The following is a 20807-nucleotide window of genomic DNA, read 5'->3' as shown; positions in this document are numbered from 1 at the left end:
TCACTCACTTTTATTCGATTATGGCAAGTTTCCTTGTTTTTTCCACCACTTCCCGAGGATCGACTTTTATTCTAGCCACCCCTGTTTCCATTGCAGCTTTTGCAACTGCAGATGCAACTGCCGGGGCCACCCTAGGATCAAATGGAGCTGGGATAACATATTCAGGACTCAAATCTTGTTCTGAAATCAAAGAAGCAATCGCTTCAACAGCAGCAATCTTCATTTGTTCGTTTATGTGAGTCGCTCTAACATCCAAAGCACCTCTGAAGATACCAGGAAATGCTAGAACATTATTTACCTGATTAGGGAAATCTGATCTTCCAGTACCAATAACCATTGCTCCAGCAGACTTTGCATCTTCAGGCATAATTTCAGGTACCGGATTTGCCATTGCAAAGATAATGGGCCCACTATTCATCGTTTCAACCATTTCTTTTGTTAATGCACCTTCAACTGATACACCAATAAACACATCAGCACCGCTAAGAACTTCTTCTAGGGAGCCTTCTACTTGATCACGATTCGTGTATTTAGCAACTTCTGATTTCACATCATTCATTCCATAAGGACGATTTTCATAAATTGCCCCTTTTGAATCACACATAATAATGTCTCTTACACCATATCGATATAGTAATTTAATAATAGCAATACCAGCAGCGCCAGCTCCATTCGCTACAACGCGAATGTTCCCCATACTTTTCCCTACTATTTTTAAAGCATTTACAAGACCAGCTACAGTAACAATAGCTGTTCCATGTTGATCATCATGAAAAATAGGAATATTCGTTTCTTTTTTCAATCGCTCTTCAATAACAAAGCAATTTGGTGCGGCAATATCTTCTAAATTCACTCCGCCAAAATTTGGCTCTAAAAGCTTCACTGTGTTAATGATTTGATCAACATCTGTCGTATTTAAACAAATAGGAAAAGCGTCCACTCCTGCAAAGCTTTTAAATAATACTGCTTTCCCCTCCATAACAGGTAGTGCAGCTTCAGGACCTATATTTCCTAAGCCTAAAACAGCTGTACCATCAGAAACAACGGCAACCATATTTCCTTTCATTGTATAATCATAAACTTTATTTTTATCATCATAAATATCTTTACAAGGTTCTGCTACACCGGGCGAATATGCAAGACTTAAATCATGTGCATTTATAACCGGTATTTTTGACTTTGTCTCTAGTTTACCTTTATGAATACGATGGATATGTAAAGCCTCTTCACGCAATGACATTTCGACACTCCCCTTGTTTTCGTAACATTTGGATAGGTGAATTTTAAAAATAACAATAAAAATTATGAATTCAATACAAACAATAACATCTCAAATAGTGGTCTGACCACTATGAATCATTATTAAATGATAACATAATTCAGACGTTTGTAAAGAATATCTTATCTGATTATAACTATCGCTGGTCAAAATATGTCCCTATGGCTTCATTAGTATTATTTAGATATAGAGCTATTTTCTTAAATTGGAATAGAGCATATGACACTTGATTACTGCGAGCTTTAGGTAGTGACGAGACTCTACAAATGAAATCAAAAAGGCTTCTGCATCTACTCTTCGATCTTGAAAAACTTGGATCGAATACGTTACCGGATCTGTAGGAGAAAAGATGCCACTAGACTTTATACAGAGCTGTTCACATTAGGATCTATAAAAACAAAGTATGCCATTTGCAATTAGAACCTTTGACTCATTTATTATGTAGTCTGAAGAACTACATTTTCTTTACCTAGTAAAATAACTAAACCATTTAAGCACTCTTCAGATGGAGAAATAGAAAATTCATTTGGAAGCTTAACGGTTTTCTTTTCGGTATTATAGTAAATAAATACAGGAGTAGATCCGCTGTAGTTTTTCAGATGAGTTTTCACGTCATATAGTCTTTGCTGTTCCATTGATTGCTTATCTATTTTTAAAAATAGCTTTGCTTGATGATCTACTGCTTTTACTTGCTCAGCAGCTATCATTTGCTGAACGATAAACTGAAGTTTATGATCACGTTCTTCTACTTTGCCTTCAAAAAGATAAATTTGATTTAGCTTTAATGCTTCACTATATTTCGAATAAATCTGTGGAAACAAAACAGCGTCTATCTCACCTGTTTCGTCCCCGATCATTATAAATGCCATGTTATCTCCTTTTTTCGTCCTAATCGTTCGACTACTCAATATCATGGCACCAACAGAAACCTTCCTATTATGTTTTGAGGATAAAGCTGAGATACTTAATGCATCTGATAAATCGAATTTTTGGCGATACATTTCAACAGGATGACTTGAGAAATAAAAGCCTAAAGCTTCTTTTTCAAACTTCAATTTTTCTTCTATTTTGAATGAATCCACTTCAATGTATTTGGGCTTTAACATAAATTCATCTTCTAAAAACAAGTCAAATTGATTGTCATCTGCCGGCTTCATTAGCTCAGCATGTTCTATTGCCACATCCAAGCTTGCTAATAATGTTGAACGCTCAACTTCAAATTCATCCATAGCTCCAGCAAAAATCAATTGTTCCATTGTTCGTCTAGTGACTATTTGCATTGAAACTCTAATGCAAAAATCAAATAAATCTGTAAACCGTTTTTGTCTTCTTGCATTAAAAATTTCTCTTATTGCCGCAACTCCAACATTTTTAATTGCTGATAAGCTAAAACGGATGCTATTGTCTTCAACTAAAAATCGATATTCACTATTGTTTACAGAAGGAGGAAGAATAGTTACATCCTTTTGCTTTGCTTCCCTTACATATTGTGTAACTTTATCTTCATTTCCACTTACACTTGTTAACAGAGCGGCCATAAAATAAATTTGATAATTTGCCTTTAAGTAAGCCAATTGATAGGAAATCATACTATATGCAACTGCATGGCTTCGATTAAATCCATAATTTGCAAATTTAACAATTAAATCATAAATCGCGTGAGCTACTTGCTCACTATATCCGTTTGTTTTACAGCCTTTAACAAAATGAGCTCTTTCTTCATCAAGCACTTCCTTTTTCTTCTTCCCAACAGCTCTTCTTAACAAATCAGCTTCTCCTAAAGAGAAACCCGCAATGGAAGAAGCTAGCTCCATAATTTGTTCTTGATAAACAATAACACCATATGTATTTCGCAAAATAGGCTCAAGAGCTGGATGAATCAGATTTATTTCACTTCGTTGATGCTTACGTTCAATATATAGTGGGATATTTTCCATTGGACCTGGTCTGTATAAAGCATTAACTGCCACAATATCTTCGAGATTAGTAGGAATGAGCCGCTTTAAAACACTTCTCATCCCTTCTGATTCAAGCTGAAATATGCCAGTCGTATCTCCTTTTGATAATAGCTCAAATGTTTTATGGTCTTCATAAGATATGTTCGTTAAGTTAATGAGTTTTCCTTCTCCACGCTTGATTAGTTTTGTTATATTCTCAATTAATGATAAATTCCTTAACCCTAAGAAATCCATTTTTAATAGTCCTAGTTCTTCTAAGTAGTCCATTGAAAATTGAGATAAATAAACTTCTTGTTGACCTTCTTGAATAGGAATAATATTTGTTAATGGTTGATCACTAAGCACTACTCCTGCTGCATGTGTAGAAGTATGTCTTGGTAATCCTTCTATTTTCAATGCTGTTTCAATAATCTTTTTGTATAACGAATGTTCGTTAATAAGTTTTTGAAGTTGTTGAGATTCTTTTAATGCATCAGAAAGAGAAATTCCAGGTCGAGTTGGTATTAATTTAGAAAGTATATCTGTTTCCTTTGGAGAAGCCCCCATTACCCTGCCAACATCTCTAATAGCTGCTTTAGCTGCTAACGTACCAAATGTAATAATTTGAGCTACATGCATTTTGCCGTACTTATTTGCCACATAGGCGATTACTTCATCTCTTCGTGTATCTGGAAAATCAATATCTATATCAGGCATCGTGATTCGTTCAGGATTTAAAAATCTTTCAAAAAGTAACTTATGTTTTATTGGATCAACATTTGTAATATTTAAAACATATGACACAAGTGATCCTGCCGCTGATCCGCGCCCTGGTCCAGTTAGTATTCCTTGTTCATGAGCATATCTCATAAAATCCCAAACAATTAAAAAATAATCACTGAACTTCATTTTTTTTATCACATCTAGTTCATAAGTTAATCTTTTTTTATAAACTAAATCAGCTTCACCCACTTTTTCTGCTAACCCTTTTAAGCAAAGCTCCATTAAATATTCATCAGCATTTTGTTTGTTCCCAGTGGGGAACTTTGGTAATCGAGTAACACCTAATTCTAGATTTACTACACAACGATTTGCTATAGAAATCGTATTTTCTAATGCTTCAGGATATTGTTCAAAGATTGAAGCCATTTCCTTGGCAGACTTAAGATTGTTTTCTTGTGAAGCTTGCGATTCAACATCTATTTCTGAAAGCTTTTCATTATTTTTAATAGCTAATAAACATTGTTGCGCAATATATTCGTCTTTCTCAATATAAGAAACATCATTTGCTGCAACGATGGGCACTCCTATCTTTTTACTTAACTCGTAAGTATGGTTAAGTAATTCATCATCATTTTTATCGGATTTCTGTAATCCTAAATAAAATGACTTTTCACCAAAAATCCTCATATAATTTTCTATCACTGAAGTGACTTTTTCATCGGTTTCTTCATTGAGATATTTTTCTATAAGACCATCATTACTTGGACTTATGGCAATAAGTCCGTCACTGTAGCTTTTCAACCATCTTTCTGGGAGACCTTCAACAGATTTCGTTTGTAGAGCACTGCTTATCTTCAGTAAGTTTTTATAACCATTATTATTTTCAGCCAATAATACGAGAGTTGTCGTATCTTTTCCTTCATTACCCTCATTTAACACTTTAATTGTTAATCCTATAATAGGCTTTATCCCATGTTGTAAGCATAGTTTATAAAACGGAACTGTTGCGTACATTACTTGAAAATCAGTTAACGCCAAAGCCTTAAAATTTAATTCCTTCGCCTTTCTAACAAGTTGGTCCAGTCTGACAGAACTTGTTAAAAGACTATATGCACTTTTCACTTGAAGATGTATAAAAGGCAAAAGTCTCCCCCCTTCCATATTTTATGATTAACATTTATTTAATCAGATTTCTTAAACATTTTTATAGCCATTTAAAGAGTAAGGCTTCACTTTGATAAAGTCACATTTTAATTTGCTTGTTGAGCAAAAATTAAATAATACAAATAAGTTTATATGTCCACTTTCTATTATATTCGGAGAATTTTATGAGCACAAATAAGAGGTTACATACTAAAACGAAACATACTTAAAATAGGTCGTCCATATATATGTATTGAGGAGGTTGATAAATATGGACAAAGAAGCCTTTATACCGGCATTTATTCATAGCTACTTTATTGCACTTGGGGTCATTTTAGGTGGAACACTTATTGGTGCGATCGGTGCTTTTTTAGCAGGTGAACCACCATTAACAAAAATGTTTGAGTTCGCTAACAGTTTAAAGATTTGGGCTCTTGTCGCTGCCATTGGAGGAACCTTTGATGCTTTTTATAGTTTTGAAAGAGGTATTTTCCAAGGTGAAACTAGGGACATCGTTAAACAGGTCTTACTCATTGTATCTGCAATGGGCGGTGCACAAACAGGTTGGCATTTGATTGCTTGGTTAACACAGGAGCATATTACATGAGAATTCCTCCACATTATCAACAACCAACTTGGCAACGTTTTTTTGCAGGAGTGGCCATAGGTGCGATTATTAGTTGGGCTGTTTTTTTATTTATTTTTGGCGTCATACAAGAAAAACAAAGCACTCAAATAGAGAAGCAGAGAAAAGATATCGACGAATTAATACAAAAAGGAGAAATTTATCAACAGGAATATTCTAAATTAAATAAAGAAGCGCAAAAAAAACTTACGATACAAGAGCTAACGATTGATTTAACAAATGGTGATAAATATCATTTGAAAGATTTTAAAATAAAAAATATTGAAGATAAGGTAAAGAGTGAATTAGCTGACATTGTGATTGCTAAAGATATTGAGAGTATTTATTCAAACCATTTATTAATTGAAAGAATGATTGAGAACCTTCGAATAGAGCTTGAAGATGGAAATAAATACAAACTGAAACTGACGAAATTCATGCTTCATACAACACTTGCAATCGAAATAGAGATTTCATATTTAGACTAAATTCATTGATATTGTTACTATTATAAAGGCTGTTTACGTAAACTTTGTTGTTTTTTTAAATCTATATGGAAAAGTCTAGAGGTATCTTTTCTTCTATAAATCGCACCTTTTATGCGATAAGCCTTTATAAATACCTTTCACTTTCATCCGTGGGCGGTCCGGGAGCCTCCTCTGCGATACGCCTGTGGAATTATTAGAGTGATATGATATCTTCGAAGCTGAAGTCAAGTTTCTGTAGTTTCATCTTTGCCATTCAAGTTTTATATTACCTATAGAACACAAAATGAATAGGATAAATGTAACAATTTCATGTAATTTCTAAGAATTCTATCGCAATTCCCAATTTTTTTGATAAAATAGAAATAGGAAAAACAAGGAAATAAATAAGAAGAACCATGACTTTGTTTTCCTCATCTTCGTTAAAACCCTATCACCACGTTTTTATTTAAAAACTTTCTGTCACATCATTCACATTTTTTATTCATCACCAATTTAACCTCGATTCAGGAATGATAAGCTAAACATTTCTCAAAGCTCTTTTCTAGGGTATTAAAGCTTTATGTTTTAGTTGATTGTAGTAAAAGAACTGCTATTCTCAAGCTTAGGAAAGTGATTTTTATCAAACCACTTTGGAATAGTTATCTTCTAGAGTGAACGTGTTTTAAAAACTAGGAGGGATCAAAAATGAATATCATGAATAATCGAAAACTGGCCCAAGAAAAACTAGAAAGTATTAAAAAAGGTTTCTCTGCATATGAAGAATCACCCGAAATAGCTGATTTAATAAAAAGGGAGATTGGTATTCTTCAACTTGATGTTTATGAAGATGCTACAGAATTCGGTTTTTGGTTTATTCCAAACAGAGAAAAGTAAGCGTTACAAAAGTGACCCAAAGCTCAAATAGCCTTTTTTCCATCGAATAAAAAATCCTTGGAAAAGGTTCGGAAAGCCTTATTCCGAACCTCAATACATATTTTTTAGTTTTGTTGACAAAGGAGATCCAAATCCTTTAACACATTTTCTACTTCTTCCCAACTATAAACAGACGCGCCAGATGCTAATGGATGACCTCCACCATTATACTTCTTAGCCAATTGATTAATAACGATATCCTTTGAACGAAGTCTAACACGAATTTGACTTGATTCTTCAACAAAGAATGCCCATGCTCTAACTCCATCAATATTACCTAAAATACTCACTAACTGTGATGCTTCTGATGGTGTTACATCATATTGCTGTAGCATTTCCTTCGTAATGTTCATATGTGCTGAACCATAAGAGGTTAACGTAAAATTTTGTAACACATACCCACTCAACTGTGCGACATTTCTCTTTGTCTTATATAATTCATCATATAATGATGTTGGTTGAATTCCTTCTGAAATTAATGCACTAGCATACTGAAAGGTTTTTTCTGTGGTACTTGGAAAAAGGAAACGACCTGTATCACCTACAATACCAGCATAAAGTAGTTCTGCAGCTTTTTTAGATAAAACTAAATCTTCTTCTTTTCCAGCTAAAAACAACTCATAAATCATTTCACTTGTTGCACTTGCCTCAGTGTCAACCCATAAAAGATCTCCATATTTATCATCGTTAGGATGATGATCAATCTTAATAATTGACTTTCCAGTTTTATAACGCTGATCACTAACACGAGCCTGATTTGCTGTATCACATACAATAACTAATGCCTCATTGTATATATCATCAGCAACAATATCCATTTTATAAAGGAATTCTAATGAAGGCTCTGTTTCACCTACCACATAAATACTTTTATTAGGATAAGAAGTTTTTAGTATCTCAGCTAATCCACATTGTGAACCATATGCATCTGGATCAGGTCGAACATGTCTGTGGATAATAATTGTATCATTTTGACGGATTGTTTCTAATATTTGTTGTTTCATCCTATTCTCCTTTGCTCTCTATATCAATTATTAAAGCATAAATAGAGACAATGTAAAAGAAAGATCCACGAGCTTTTTTTGAAAAAATCTGTTTTTACAAACTTTGTTGCTTTTAGTCATTTGAAGAAAACAGCTCTGTATAAAGTCTTGTGGCATCTTTTTTTCTTAGAATAGTACTTATATATGATAAAAACATTGTTCCTAGCAGGAAATTAGGTTAATTAGCAACAATCCTTCAGAAAAGAGCTTTTAAATAATAGATTTTCACTTAAGAAATGTTAAAATAGAGTGACACTTTTATATGGAATTTATCTATTCACTATTTCTTATTATCATTCGGAGGTTTTCCTATGCCAGTATTTGTCTTCTTTATTGTTGTTTCATTAGCTTTTTATGTGTTTTATAAAATGAAAGCTTATAGATCAAAAGATACATTAGAAAAACGATGGTTTTCATCTAAGTCGAGTATTGCATTAGGCATCTTTGTCGCTTCTTTTGGTGCCAATCAAATGTTTCTATTTCGTTCAACTTTAGCTTTGGTAATTGGTCTTATCTTTATTGTGATAGGTGTTGCAAGTGCATGGGCTGGTTACCGTGCTTATAGGCACTACTTACCACAATTGACGAAGAAGTCACAATAAAATACAAGACAACCTTGTTTTAGACTCTAATTAGCATAAATCGAAAAGAAAAAGAAGCTTCTAAGCTTTCTTATTCTTCAGCCATAAACAACAGACCTCCTAGACTATCTAGGAGGTCTGTTGTTTATAGGAAGATCATTTCTCTCATTATAAATTGCTTCCATTTTTAACGTTCGATTAATTGAACCATCATCATTGCTTTTCCAACTACTGCCCCATCACTAAACGCTTCTATGTCAATCTTTCCAAATTTACGACCGACCTCTAATATCCTCGGATGAATTTCAAGCATCGTTTCCATCTGTACTGGCTTTATAAAATAAATTGTTATATTTTCAACGATAATATCGCCTTTTTTTTGAGCTCGAAGATAACGGTTCACAGCTTCTGTCACAAGAGTTGTGAACACACCATATGAAATCGTTCCAAGATGATTTGTCATTTGTGGACTTACCTCACACCGGAAAATACTACTTCTTTTCGTATCATCTTCTATTGTGACAAACTGATTTGTCACAATATCATCAATCTTCTCACCAATTTGTGGCTGACGTTGAATCATTTGTAGTGCTTTTAAAACATCTTGACGACTAATCATCCCTTGCAAACGATTTTGTTGATCTACAACAGGTAGAACTTCGATACCTTCCCATACCATCATTTGCGCAGCAGAAGCAACAGACGTTTTTCCAATTACCGTAATTGGACTTTTCGTCATCACTTTTTCGATGATTGTTGCATGATCATACCCCATAACATCCTTTGATGTAACAATACCTTGTACTTTCATGTTTTGATCAATAACTGGAAATCGACCATGTCCTGTTTCATAATTATGTTGATACCAGGTTGCAATATTATCACTAGTATATAAACAAATTGTCTTATCAACAGGAGTTAAGATATCCTCAACTTGAACAATTTCCTTTTTGATCAGTTGATCATATATTGCTCGATTAATCATGGTACCTACTGTAAATGTATCATAGCTTGTCGAAATAATCGGCAACTCTAGTTCATCTGCTAGTTTTTTTACATGATCATCTGTATCAAATCCACCAGTAATTAATACAGCGGCACCTGCCTCAAGCGCATATTGGTGAGCATTTGTCCGGTTTCCTACGATTAATAAATTCCCAGCACCAGTGTATCTCATCATTGCCTCTAGCTTCATTGCGCCAATAACAAACTTATTTAGGGTTTTGTGTAAACCAGCTCTTCCACCTAATACTTGTCCATCAACAATATTAACAACTTCTGCATAAGTTAATTTCTCAAAGTTTTCTTTTTTCTTCGTCTCAATCCGAATTGTACCAACACGTTCAATTGTACTAACGTATCCTTTGTTTTCTGCTTCCTTAATTGCTCTATAAGCTGTTCCTTCACTCACGTTAATTTCCTTTGCAATTTGACGCACAGAAATTTTTTCTCCAACAGAAAGTGAAGTGATATATTGTAAAATTTGCTCATGCTTTGTAGCCAAGCTTCATCACCCTTTATAATAGTGAATTCTTATCATAACTAGCTCAGTTAATTCTTTTTGCTGATAATGGTTAACAGCTAGATTAACAGGAACCAATTTCACCAGTCATATTTCATTCAATTAATTATGCTAATTCATGACATTGTAGTATTTTGACTGAATATAACATATGAATCCACTATTATTATAAGGGTCTAAGAAACTTATATCAACGCATCATTTGTCGTTGTCTCTTCTTCTGAAGTGATTGCTTGTAAGATTTTTTCTCAGTTACAGCTTTTTTAGGATGATATAAATAGTGGGCAAAGTTACCTCCTATAACAAAAATAGCTAAACATAACCAACTCATAGCAAAAACAGTTTGCATCTGATTACCTGATAATGAAATTTGTTGTAGACCATAATAAAGCATCATTAAGGCAATTAAAGCATACAATAAATTTTTCAAAACACTCATCCTTTCAAAACATTTCTATAATTCACTTTATGCATGTACAACAAAAAAAAGAAGCGAATGATTCTATCGCTTCCTAAATAAGATGATCACTGAACTTACTAATAGAGTCTATCAATTCTTAAGTATGTGAAAGGTCATATTTTTCGCCAACATCTAATAACAATCCTTTATTTTCCGGTAACATATTAATAAAAATTTGTGGATCCTGTTTAATTAACTCAAACGTATTATAATGGATTGGCACAACTTTCTTCGCCTTTAACCAATCTGCTGCTAACTTTGCATCTTCTGGACCCATAGTTAAATTATCGCCAATGGGTAAAAAAGCTAAGTCAATTGAATGATGCTCTCCAATCATTTTCATATCTGAAAACAGTGAAGTATCACCTGCATGATAAATCGTTTTTTCATTTGAAGTAAATAATACCCCTGATGGCATACCAGTATAAATGACAGTACCATCTTTTTCTTCATAGCTTGAACCATGAAAGGCCTGTGTTAATTTCACAGTCCCAAAGTCAAATTGATAAGCACCTCCAATATTCATAGGATGAACGTTAATTCCATGTTTCCCTATGTAAACCGCTAATTCATATGGTGCGATAACAAGTGCATCATTTTTCTTCGCTATTTCTACGGTATCACCAACATGATCGTTATGACCGTGAGTCAATATGATTACATCTACTTCCAGTTCCTCTACTTTTAGATCGGTTAAGCCATTTCCTTTTACAAAGGGATCAATAATTATTTTTTTATTATCCATTGTGGCAATTTGTACAACAGAATGACCATGATAAGATATTTTCATTTCATTTTCCCTACTTTCCTTAAGTGCTAGTTTTTGCTGGCATTCGTTTGCTGCAAGAAAATGTTAAAAAGAATCAAAGTACTAAAAATCAAAATTAACTTTAACAATAGCCAAATACTCAAATTTTTTTCTGCTCTTAAAATAATACCCATATTCCGTTACATATTAAACTAGAAAAGCTAATGTAAATTCGTATCGAACAATCAAGGTAAATAAGCCAATTTAGATTGTAGGGTCCCTACCCTTCAGTTCTAAATTGGCTTGATTTACGTTTAGTTAATAGACAGTGAATTGTACTCTCAAGATGATCTAATCTTCAAAAAAACAAACAAGCTACCGGAGTAAGATGCAGAGATTAAATCCAAATTTTTACACATTTTATAAAATATTTAAAAATAATAAAGCTCACACGAATTAAATACCTAATAAAAATGCTCGTGGATCTGTATAAGACAGACCATGCGCCTCAGCAACTGCTTCATAAGCAACATAACCACCTAAGGTATTTATCCCTTTTAGCAAAGCTTCATTTTCTAAACATGCTTTATTATAGCCTTTAGTAGCAATTTGAACTGCGTAAGGTACAGTTACATTTGTTAATGCAATGGTCGATGTGCGTGGAACTGCACCAGGCATATTCGCTACTGCATAATGCAAAACTCCATGCTTTTCATATGTTGGATTATCGTGAGTGGTTATTTTATTAGTTGTTGCAAAAATCCCACCTTGATCTATCGCTATATCAACGATAACAGATCCTTGTGACATTGATTTTACATCATCCTCAGTCACAAGCTTCGGCGCTCTTGCTCCAGGAATAAGAACAGCTCCAATCACAAGATCTGATTGACGTACAGCTTCTGAAATAGATAATGGGTTTGACATACGTGTTGAGATATTTTTGCCAAAGATATCATCTAATTGTCTTAATCTTTCTGGATTCACATCAATAATTGTGACTTCTGCACCTAAACCTATAGCAATTTTTGCTGCATTTGTGCCAGCTACACCACCGCCGATAATGGTGACCTTACCGCGTTGAGTTCCAGGTACTCCAGCTAATAAGATTCCTTTTCCTCCGCGAGGTTTTTCTAAAAACTGTGCACCTATCTGTGAAGCCATTCTTCCGGCAACCTCACTCATAGGAGTTAAAAGTGGTAGTGACCCATTTGGTAGTTGAACTGTTTCATATGCAATTGAAATTACTTTATGATTGATTAATGCCACTGTTAATTCTGGCTCTGGTGCCAGGTGTAGATACGTAAATAAAATGAGTCCCTCTCTAAAATATTGGAATTCCTCTTTTAATGGCTCTTTTACCTTCATAACCATATCCATTGACCAAGCTTGTAGTGCAGTGTTTACAATTTGAGCTCCTGCTTCAATATACTGTTCGTCAGAAAAGCCAGATCCGAATCCAGCATTTTTTTCTATATAAACTTCATGACCCGTTTTAACAAGGTGAGAAGCACCCGCAGGCGTCATTGCTACACGATTTTCATTGTTTTTTATTTCTGCAGGAATCCCAATCTTCATATAAATCCTTCCTTTCATTTTTGCGTCCTTATCAGTATGACCGTAATTTATCATATGATTACGCAGTAAGTCAGGTAAGTGAAGATTTACTATTTTTTGAACCTTTTAATCGGTGCTGTTGATTTCCTAGACAGCCATTCGCTTTTCTAGGCTTTTTAAAAGAAGTCTTTTCAGATATTCAAACCTTAACAACAATGTGATAAAAAATAACAGTAATTAAATATGATGCCTATGTATAACATTAGCTCCACCAGTTACCTCTATGATAGAACCTGTGATCATATCAGAATTTTCATGGCAAATAAAAGCCAATGTTCGTGCAATGTCCTCGCCAGTTCCCGATCTTCCAATAGGAGTGTTTGCATCAGCTAAATTTCTTGATTCAACAATAGTCGCTTCCTTCATTTCTCCAATGATATTACCAGGACAAATCATGTTTGCTGTTATCCCATTCTCTGCCTCTTCAATACTAATTGATTTAGTCAACGAAACAAGCCCGACCTTTGCTGCACTAAATGCTGATCGATGAAGCCAACCAGGTGATGATTCCGCTCCTTGAAAGCCATATGTAATAATTCGCCCATATTGTTGTTTCCTCATTATCGGGACGACCAATTTAAATAAATGAAAAACAGAGCTAAGATTTCCTTCAATCATTTGATACCATTCATCATCTGAATAATCAGCTAACTTTTTCCTTTCAAATATATATGGTCCTGCGTTATTTATTAAGCAATCAATCCGCCCGAAGCGTTCGATCGTTAATTGTATTATTTTTGTTAAATCTTCTTTTTTAGTCACATCTCCTTGAACAAAAAGCAGCCGATCAAGCATATGTGAATATGTATGTTTCAATTCTTCTACAGCTTGAATATCTTGATGATAATTTACCGTCACAGAAAAACCATTTTTTAAAAACTCTTCTGTTACTTTTTTTCCTAACCCTTTAGATCCTGCAGTAATAAGGGCATGTCGCACGATAAATTTCCTCCCCTAACTTGTCCTTATTGATAGCTAGTTCACACTGTTCTTAATACTTTCGGCATGAACATAGCCAATATAAAAAACGCTCTTCCTTATACAATAAACAGAATATAAGTTTGTTACCAATTCTATTGTGCTAGTAATATGATCATTTTACAATAAACTTGTTTTGAAACTTGTAACATTTTGTAATGATGATAAGGAAATTTTTCTGATTCTATATTAAATAAAAACATAAAAAAACAGCTGATCTTTTATAAAAGATCAGCTGTTTTTTGCTTATAAAATAATACCTCTAGTCTCTTCTCACTTGAAAATGCTCTTGAAGAAAATTGGGATCATATTGCTGTTCGACAACTCCACTTGAATAAGAATCTGTTAATTGTTGCATTGTTTCTTGTTCACCAAGATGGTCATAGTAGTAGGTTTGTCGCGTTACTCTTCTTTCTTGCACTAGTTTTCAGCTCCTTATTTTCAACTATACACATATAGTGTTTCTGAAAAAAAGAAGCTTATACTGTTAATTTAATTGTTTAACCTTCTAACGATGTTTTTGCCTTTTGTATTGCAATGTTCACCATTTCAAAGCCTGTTCCGCCTGCACTCATACGCTTTCTAACTGCCTCAAATGGATTGATCACTTCATATAAATCTTCCTCAAATAGGTTAGAAGATTTTTTATATTCTTCAAAAGGTAAATCCTTCAAATATATTCCTGACTGAATACATTGATAAACTAATGTACCAACAACTTCATGTGCCTCTCTAAAAGGCATTCCTTTAGTTGATAAGTAATCTGCAAGCTCAGTTGCATTTGAAAAATCTTCTTTTGTCGCTTTTTCCATTTTTTCTTTATTTACTTTTAATGTATCAATCATACCAATGAAGATTTGTAGACTTCCTTCTATTGTTTTAACTGTATCAAACATACCTTCTTTATCTTCTTGAAGATCTTTGTTATAAGCAAGTGGAAGTCCCTTTAAAATAGTCAATAATGACATTAGATTTCCATAAACTCTGCCCGTTTTGCCTCTTATAAGCTCAGCCATATCCGGATTTTTCTTTTGTGGCATGATGCTGCTACCTGTTGCGTAAGTATCATCAAGTTCAATAAATTGAAACTCCTGTGAACACCATAAAATGATTTCTTCACATAAACGAGAAAGGTGCATCATCATAAGTGAACTATTGCTTAAAAACTCTATAATAAAATCTCTGTCACTAACACCATCTAAGCTATTTTCATATATTCCTTCAAAGCCAAGCTTTTCAGCTGTATACTCACGATCTATTGGAAAAGTAGTACCTGCAAGTGCAGCAGATCCCAACGGTGATATATTAATACGTTTTAAGGATTCTTCAAATCTTTGTTTGTCACGATCTAACATCCAAAAGTAAGCCATAAGATGATGTGCAAATGAAATAGGTTGAGCACGTTGCAGGTGGGTATAACCAGGTAAAATAGTCTCTACGTGTGCTTCTGCCTTATTCACAAGTGATGATTGAAGTCCCTCAATTAGTTCAACAACCATTTCAACATGTTTACGTAAATATAGGTGCATATCAGTAGCTACTTGGTCATTTCTACTTCTACCCGTATGTAACTTTCCTCCAACAGGACCAATTTCATCAATTAGAAGCTTTTCAATATTCAGATGAATATCCTCATAGTTAACTGAAAAGGTAAGTTCATTTTTCTTTGCTTTTTCTAAAAGTGTTGTTAAGCCTTTTGTTATTTCTTCAGCTTCATCTTTAGAAATAATTCCGCATTTACCTAACATTTCGACATGCGCAAGACTACCTGTAATATCTTCCTCAACTAATTCCTTATCAAAATGGATGGATGCGCCAAACTCATCCACCCATTGTTCAGGGGTTTTTTGGAAGCGTCCACCCCAGAGTTTTTTCATACTTCCACCTTCTTGTTTTTCACCATGCTATTCACTTTCGTAGGAAGTCCCCATAGCTCGATAAAGCCAATTGCAGCATTATGATCGAACGCATCATCTTTCGTGTAAGTTGCCAACTTCTCATCATATAACGAGTATTCAGACTTTCTTCCTTCAACGATCGCATGACCTTTAAATAGTTTCACACGTACTGTACCTGTAACATATTTTTGTGTTTCTTCTAGGAAAGCGTGTAAAGCATTTTTTAATGGTGAAAACCAAAGTCCATTATAAATAAGCTCTGTTAACTTTTGTTCAATCACTGGTTTGAAGTGTGCTACTTCTTTTACTAATGTTAAATCTTCAAGTTCTTTATGTGCTTTAATAAGAGTCATTGCACCGGGACACTCATACACTTCACGAGATTTAATTCCTACAAGACGATTTTCAACATGATCAATTCTTCCTACACCATGTTTACCAGCAATCTCGTTTAATTCAAGAATTAATTCATGAAGAGGATATGCTTTGTCATTAATTTTCACTGGAACACCCTGTTCAAAATGAATTTCAATAACTTCCGCTTCATCAGGAGTTTTTTCTAATGGCACGGTTAAATCATAAGCACCTTCTGGTGGAGCAGCCCAAGGATCTTCCAGGATTCCACATTCGTTACTTCTTCCCCAAAGATTTTGGTCAATTGAATATGGGCTATCTAAATTTATTGGAATAGGAATATCATGTTTAATCGCATATTCAATTTCTTCTTCACGTGACCAACCCCATTCTCTAACTGGAGCAAGAACTTCTAAGTCTGGGTTTAATGCTTTAATAGAAACCTCAAAGCGTACTTGATCATTTCCTTTACCTGTACAACCATGTGCAATTGCAACAGCATTTTCTTTTTCTGCAATTTCAACTAATTTTTTGGCAATGAGTGGACGTGATAGAGCTGAAACTAAAGGATACTTTCCTTCATATAAAGCATGTGCTTGAAGTGCAAGCAATGCAAAATCCTTTGCATATTCTTCTTTTGCATCGATCATGTATGATTCTACAGCACCAACTTGTAATGCCTTTTGTTGAACAAAAGCTGTATCTTTTCCTTCGCCAACATCAAGACAACATGCAACAACTGAGTATCCTTGTTCTTGTAACCATTTAATTGCAACAGAAGTATCTAAACCCCCGGAATATGCTAAAACTACTTTTTTCATCTATTTGTTCCTCCTTAGCTGTATAAAAATTAATATATACTAATAAAAATACATTTTCTATGTAAGTATCACTTTACCAACTCTTTCCCCATTTCGTCAATAGAATTTTTGCATATTTTCTCGTATTTTTTGTATAAAAATAAATATTTACCCTTTATTTGCACGAACACGACTTATAAATCGTGTATATATTTCAACTAATGGTACAATAAATATGAAAAAATTTTTGGAGGAATGGGAATGAATGAATTTTTCACCTATAATCCTAGATTAAAAATATCCCTTCCAAAGTTAGATCAAGAATGGGACTCATATAGTTTACATACTCAAAATCGCATATTAACAGACTGGGAACGAATTCGCGGACATATACCTGACAGAATTGCAGAACTCGAAGAAAATATTAACCTTAAACAAGAGGAATTAAATGATGAAGAAAATTTCAAACGCTCTTGTGAATTAACTGAGGAAATTTCTGACTTGGCTTCAATAATAAATGACTTATGGATTTGGTATAGAACATCACAACATATCTCCACTTCCAGAATTCATACATAATAAGAAGCCAAGCTTAAGCGCTTGAATAAGATTTGGCAGGCTTAAGGAGCTCTCGAAAACAGACTAAAGCAAAAACAATAAAAAAAGACCTATCAATCTGTAGAACACTCATGCATAATCTACAAACCGAATACAGTCTTCAATTAGAGGTGGGACAAAAGTATTTTAACAAAATAGTAACTGAACAATGGTTGTAGGTCCTACAGATGCTTTGCATCCCGCAGAAGTCTACGCATATCTCAACGCTAAGCTATTACTTTGCTCAAAACTTTTGTTAATTACTAAGTTATGTCCCTGCCTCATATTATGTATCCTTTTTCACTTCACGTATAACATGACCTAACTCAGGTAGAATCAACTTTTTCATTGCTAGGTTCACGGCACCAGAAGAGCCTGGCATGGAAAAGATTGCAGTATCCATTGCTACACCTGCTACTGCCCTACTAAGTATTGCAGCTGAACCAATATCTTCCTGATAGCTTAGTATACGAAAAATTTCACCGAATCCTGGAATTTCTTTTTCAATTAAAGATTCAACTGCTTCTATCGTCACATCTCTTTTCGCTATTCCTGTTCCTCCATTTGTTAGAACAACATCTATCTCTCTCTTTTCACAGCCTTTTAAGATCGAACTTCGAATTAGCGTTTTTTCATCCTTAACAATCTCATAATCAACCACTACGTGACCGTGCTGTTCCAAGTAATTTTTTATAAGCAAACCACTTTTATCAGTATCTACATTTCTTGTATCACTTATCGTAATCACTTTACACCTAACATGCTTTGGAGCTTCTTTCTTATGCTCGATACTACTCATATTGACCTCCATCATTGTACATCTTTTTCTCTGATATATATCGATATTGATAATATCTGTTTGCAAATTCACTAACATGGCGTGTATTTTGATAATTGATTCCAGCACCAATCATAATACTTACTAACGGTATTCCAGCAATCAACTTTCGTTTAAATAAAGCTAACACTGACAATTTGGCTATCTGCTTCAGAAGATAATCCATACTGTTTGGATCTGCTAAATCTTCATTTCCTTCATAAAAATATGCAAATCGATCTTCCTTGACTTCTTTTTTTAACTCACTCCACCCGCTATATTGCAAATGCTTTGGTAATAATGCGGCATGATATAATTTTAATGAAGTCATCATTTCATAAGGATTATTGATTTCATATCCATAACACATGGATATCATTTGAATGGCTCGTAAATTAAGAATCGTCTGTAACGGTAAATCAACACTTGTTAATAGTAGCCCGCCTGTTCCTGTTATACCACCTTGAAGGAAAGAATAGAGTCTGTGCTTGGATGTTTGCAGGTCAGCTAAATAATGGAGTTGATTAATCGAGAGCTTATGTAAATCACTTATTGTAACAATATCCTCATTTAATGCCTTTGCAGATAATAGGATTTGTTTCTTCGCATCTTGTTGGATAAAGGAATTTTGAATAAACGAATGCAAATTAAAAAGACTAGCATCAATTTTTTTATAGATAATTGTTTTCGTTCGATTCGGTATTTCCTCAATATTTCTGTCTACCCAGCGATTAAATGTACGCTGAAAATCTGTTCTCACATCATTTTGTAATTCTTGTTCCCAACTAGATATTTCGGCTAAAATTGCTGCCTCACGTACTGATTCATTCATCCGTAATGTCTCCTTATTAACGTAATAAGTAGGTCTTTTATGGTGAACCTGTTTTCTTTATCATAACATAAAAAGACAGTCGTTTTGTTTGAACGACTGTCTTTTTTCATTAACGTTTTATTTTGCTAAACGGACAACATCTCTCGCAATCATCACTTCTTCATTTGTAGGAATGACGATTACTTTAACAGGTGAATGTGGATAGCTGATATAAGCTTCTTCTCCACGAACTTTATTAAGAGCTGGATCCCAATAGATCCCCATAAATTCCAAGCCTTTTAAAACACGCGCACGAATTTCAGTACTGTTTTCTCCAATACCAGCTGTGAATATAATCGCATCTACACCAGACATTCTTGCAGCATAAGATCCGATATATTTATGAATACGACTTGCGAAAACCTCAAGCGCAGTTTTTGCTCGTTCGTTTCCTTCTGATGTTGCCTTTTCGATATCACGAAGATCACTAGAAAGACCAGAAATACCCAAAATACCACTCTTCTTATTCAACACATCTAATACTTCGTCAGCTGTTTTCCCTGTTTTCTCCATGATAAATGGCAATAATGCTGGATCAATATTACCAGATCTTGTTCCCATTGCAACTCCTGCAAGTGGTGTGAAGCCCATTGATGTGTCAATCGATTTTCCACCTTCAATTGCCGCAATACTTGCCCCATTACCTAAATGACAGGATATTAGACGAAGGTGCTCAACAGGTCTTCCTAAAATTTCTGCTGCACGTTCTGAAACATATTTATGTGATGTACCATGGAAACCGTATTTACGAATGCCATAATCCTCATAATATTCATAAGGTAGACTATATAAGAATGATTGTTCAGGCATAGTCTGATGAAACGCCGTATCAAACACAGCAACAGCTTCTACATTAGGTAACACCTCTTTAAATGCCTTAATTCCAACAATATTAGCCGGATTATGAAGTGGTGCTAAATCTGAGAGCTCTTCTATTTTACTCAATGTATCGTCAGTAATAATTGCTGAATCATTAAAGATCTCTCCACCATGAACAACACGATGACCTATTCCTTCGATTTCATCTAATGACTCTATAATACCTAAATCAGTAAGTTTAGATAAAAGAATTTTAACTGCTACTGCATGATCTGGAATATCAGAAACCTCTGTCTGTTTTTCATCATTTACTGTAATACTAAAAACCGAGTCATTTATCCCAATTCTTTCTACTAATCCTTTTGTTAACACTTTTTCACTTGGCATATCAAAAAGTTGAAATTTTAATGATGAACTACCTGCATTAATTGCAATAATTTTTGCCATTTTATATCGCTCCTTTTTATTTCAAATCACCATAATACTTATTCTAGAATGTATATGTAATACAAATTGCATGAGCATGAAACGAATGATAAAAATCATGTGTTATAGATCTGCTCATTTTCGTTATTCTCTACTTCATTTAGTCTTT

General features: G+C 34.1%; 19 protein-coding genes. 5 read left to right on the top strand and 14 right to left on the bottom strand.

Translation table 11 applies throughout. From position 1 onward, the window contains the following. Positions 1 to 10 precede the first annotated feature (10 nt). Both LC076_RS06440 and dnaE read right to left on the bottom strand, forming a co-directional pair. Positions 11 to 1240, bottom strand: a complete 1230-nt coding sequence (locus LC076_RS06440; RefSeq protein ID WP_226667054.1) for an NADP-dependent malic enzyme — start codon at positions 1238 to 1240, stop codon at positions 11 to 13. 476 nt (positions 1241 to 1716) lie between these two features. Next, on the bottom strand, positions 1717 to 5082 hold the full coding sequence (dnaE, locus tag LC076_RS06435; protein WP_226667053.1) for a DNA polymerase III subunit alpha: 3366 nt from the start codon (positions 5080 to 5082) through the stop codon (positions 1717 to 1719). 271 nt (positions 5083 to 5353) lie between these two features. Between dnaE and LC076_RS06430 the strand changes: the two genes are divergently transcribed. The 3 genes from LC076_RS06430 (at position 5354) to LC076_RS06420 (ending at position 7068) form a co-directional block, all read left to right on the top strand. Continuing rightward, positions 5354 to 5689 carry a YtrH family sporulation protein gene (locus LC076_RS06430; protein ID WP_226667052.1) on the top strand — a complete coding sequence of 112 codons (336 nt, stop codon included), beginning with the start codon at positions 5354 to 5356 and terminating at the stop codon, positions 5687 to 5689. Next, positions 5686 to 6195, top strand: a complete 510-nt coding sequence (ytrI, locus tag LC076_RS06425; protein ID WP_226667050.1) for a sporulation membrane protein YtrI — start codon at positions 5686 to 5688, stop codon at positions 6193 to 6195. The genes LC076_RS06430 and ytrI overlap by 4 nt, the downstream gene beginning before the upstream one ends. Positions 6196 to 6879: 684 nt before the next feature. After that, positions 6880 to 7068 (top strand): hypothetical protein, encoded by a 189-nt coding sequence (locus LC076_RS06420; RefSeq protein WP_226667049.1) that lies wholly within the window; start codon positions 6880 to 6882, stop codon positions 7066 to 7068. A 104-nt stretch (positions 7069 to 7172) separates the two neighbouring features. On the opposite strand, the gene LC076_RS06415 is transcribed toward LC076_RS06420, so the two are convergent. Then, positions 7173 to 8111 (bottom strand): DHH family phosphoesterase, encoded by a 939-nt coding sequence (locus LC076_RS06415; protein ID WP_226667048.1) that lies wholly within the window; start codon positions 8109 to 8111, stop codon positions 7173 to 7175. A 350-nt stretch (positions 8112 to 8461) separates the two neighbouring features. On the opposite strand from LC076_RS06415, the gene LC076_RS06410 reads away from it, so the two are divergent. Further along, positions 8462 to 8752, top strand: coding sequence for a YtpI family protein (locus LC076_RS06410; protein ID WP_226667047.1), 291 nt, complete (start codon positions 8462 to 8464; stop codon positions 8750 to 8752). Between the two features lie 166 nt (positions 8753 to 8918). Here LC076_RS06410 and LC076_RS06405 read toward each other — a convergent pair whose 3' ends face one another. The 8 genes from LC076_RS06405 to LC076_RS06370 all read right to left on the bottom strand — a co-directional run bounded on the left by LC076_RS06405 (position 8919) and on the right by LC076_RS06370 (position 17129). Further along, positions 8919 to 10235, bottom strand: coding sequence for a CBS domain-containing protein (locus LC076_RS06405; RefSeq protein ID WP_226667046.1), 1317 nt, complete (start codon positions 10233 to 10235; stop codon positions 8919 to 8921). 208 nt (positions 10236 to 10443) lie between these two features. Beyond that, positions 10444 to 10683, bottom strand: a complete 240-nt coding sequence (locus tag LC076_RS06400; protein ID WP_226667044.1) for a hypothetical protein — start codon at positions 10681 to 10683, stop codon at positions 10444 to 10446. 127 nt (positions 10684 to 10810) lie between these two features. After that, a complete protein-coding gene (locus LC076_RS06395) occupies positions 10811 to 11503 on the bottom strand; it encodes a metal-dependent hydrolase (RefSeq protein ID WP_226667043.1) in 693 nt (230 codons plus the stop codon). A gap of 414 nt (positions 11504 to 11917) precedes the next feature. Continuing rightward, complete coding sequence (gene ald / locus LC076_RS06390) at positions 11918 to 13039, bottom strand: alanine dehydrogenase (RefSeq protein WP_226667042.1); 1122 nt, start codon at positions 13037 to 13039, stop codon at positions 11918 to 11920. A 216-nt stretch (positions 13040 to 13255) separates the two neighbouring features. Then, positions 13256 to 14017 carry an SDR family oxidoreductase gene (locus LC076_RS06385; RefSeq protein ID WP_226667041.1) on the bottom strand — a complete coding sequence of 254 codons (762 nt, stop codon included), beginning with the start codon at positions 14015 to 14017 and terminating at the stop codon, positions 13256 to 13258. A 301-nt stretch (positions 14018 to 14318) separates the two neighbouring features. Then, positions 14319 to 14477, bottom strand: a complete 159-nt coding sequence (locus LC076_RS06380; RefSeq protein WP_226667039.1) for a hypothetical protein — start codon at positions 14475 to 14477, stop codon at positions 14319 to 14321. A gap of 79 nt (positions 14478 to 14556) precedes the next feature. Then, positions 14557 to 15933 (bottom strand): argininosuccinate lyase, encoded by a 1377-nt coding sequence (gene argH / locus LC076_RS06375; RefSeq protein ID WP_226667037.1) that lies wholly within the window; start codon positions 15931 to 15933, stop codon positions 14557 to 14559. Continuing rightward, positions 15930 to 17129 carry an argininosuccinate synthase gene (locus LC076_RS06370; RefSeq protein WP_226667036.1) on the bottom strand — a complete coding sequence of 400 codons (1200 nt, stop codon included), beginning with the start codon at positions 17127 to 17129 and terminating at the stop codon, positions 15930 to 15932. Before LC076_RS06370 ends, argH begins: the two co-directional genes overlap by 4 nt. A gap of 240 nt (positions 17130 to 17369) precedes the next feature. On the opposite strand from LC076_RS06370, the gene LC076_RS06365 reads away from it, so the two are divergent. Then, positions 17370 to 17687, top strand: a complete 318-nt coding sequence (locus LC076_RS06365; RefSeq protein WP_226667035.1) for a hypothetical protein — start codon at positions 17370 to 17372, stop codon at positions 17685 to 17687. Positions 17688 to 17991: 304 nt separating this feature from the next. Here the strand turns inward: LC076_RS06365 and LC076_RS06360 are convergent, their stop codons facing one another. The 3 genes from LC076_RS06360 to LC076_RS06350 form a co-directional block, all read right to left on the bottom strand. Beyond that, the gene (locus tag LC076_RS06360; RefSeq protein WP_226667033.1) at positions 17992 to 18504 is read right to left on the bottom strand and encodes a molybdenum cofactor biosynthesis protein B; all 513 of its coding nucleotides are present in this window, start codon (positions 18502 to 18504) and stop codon (positions 17992 to 17994) included. Next, a complete protein-coding gene (locus LC076_RS06355; RefSeq protein ID WP_226667032.1) occupies positions 18497 to 19354 on the bottom strand; it encodes an EcsC family protein in 858 nt (285 codons plus the stop codon). The genes LC076_RS06360 and LC076_RS06355 overlap by 8 nt, the downstream gene beginning before the upstream one ends. Positions 19355 to 19471: 117 nt before the next feature. Next, on the bottom strand, positions 19472 to 20659 hold the full coding sequence (locus LC076_RS06350) for an acetate kinase (RefSeq protein WP_226667031.1): 1188 nt from the start codon (positions 20657 to 20659) through the stop codon (positions 19472 to 19474). Between the last annotated feature and the right edge of the window lie 148 nt (positions 20660 to 20807).

Source organism: Metabacillus litoralis (genome assembly GCF_020524045.1).
Classification (GTDB): domain Bacteria; phylum Bacillota; class Bacilli; order Bacillales; family Bacillaceae; genus Metabacillus; species Metabacillus litoralis_C.
This window is presented reverse-complemented; position numbering and strand designations above follow the sequence as displayed.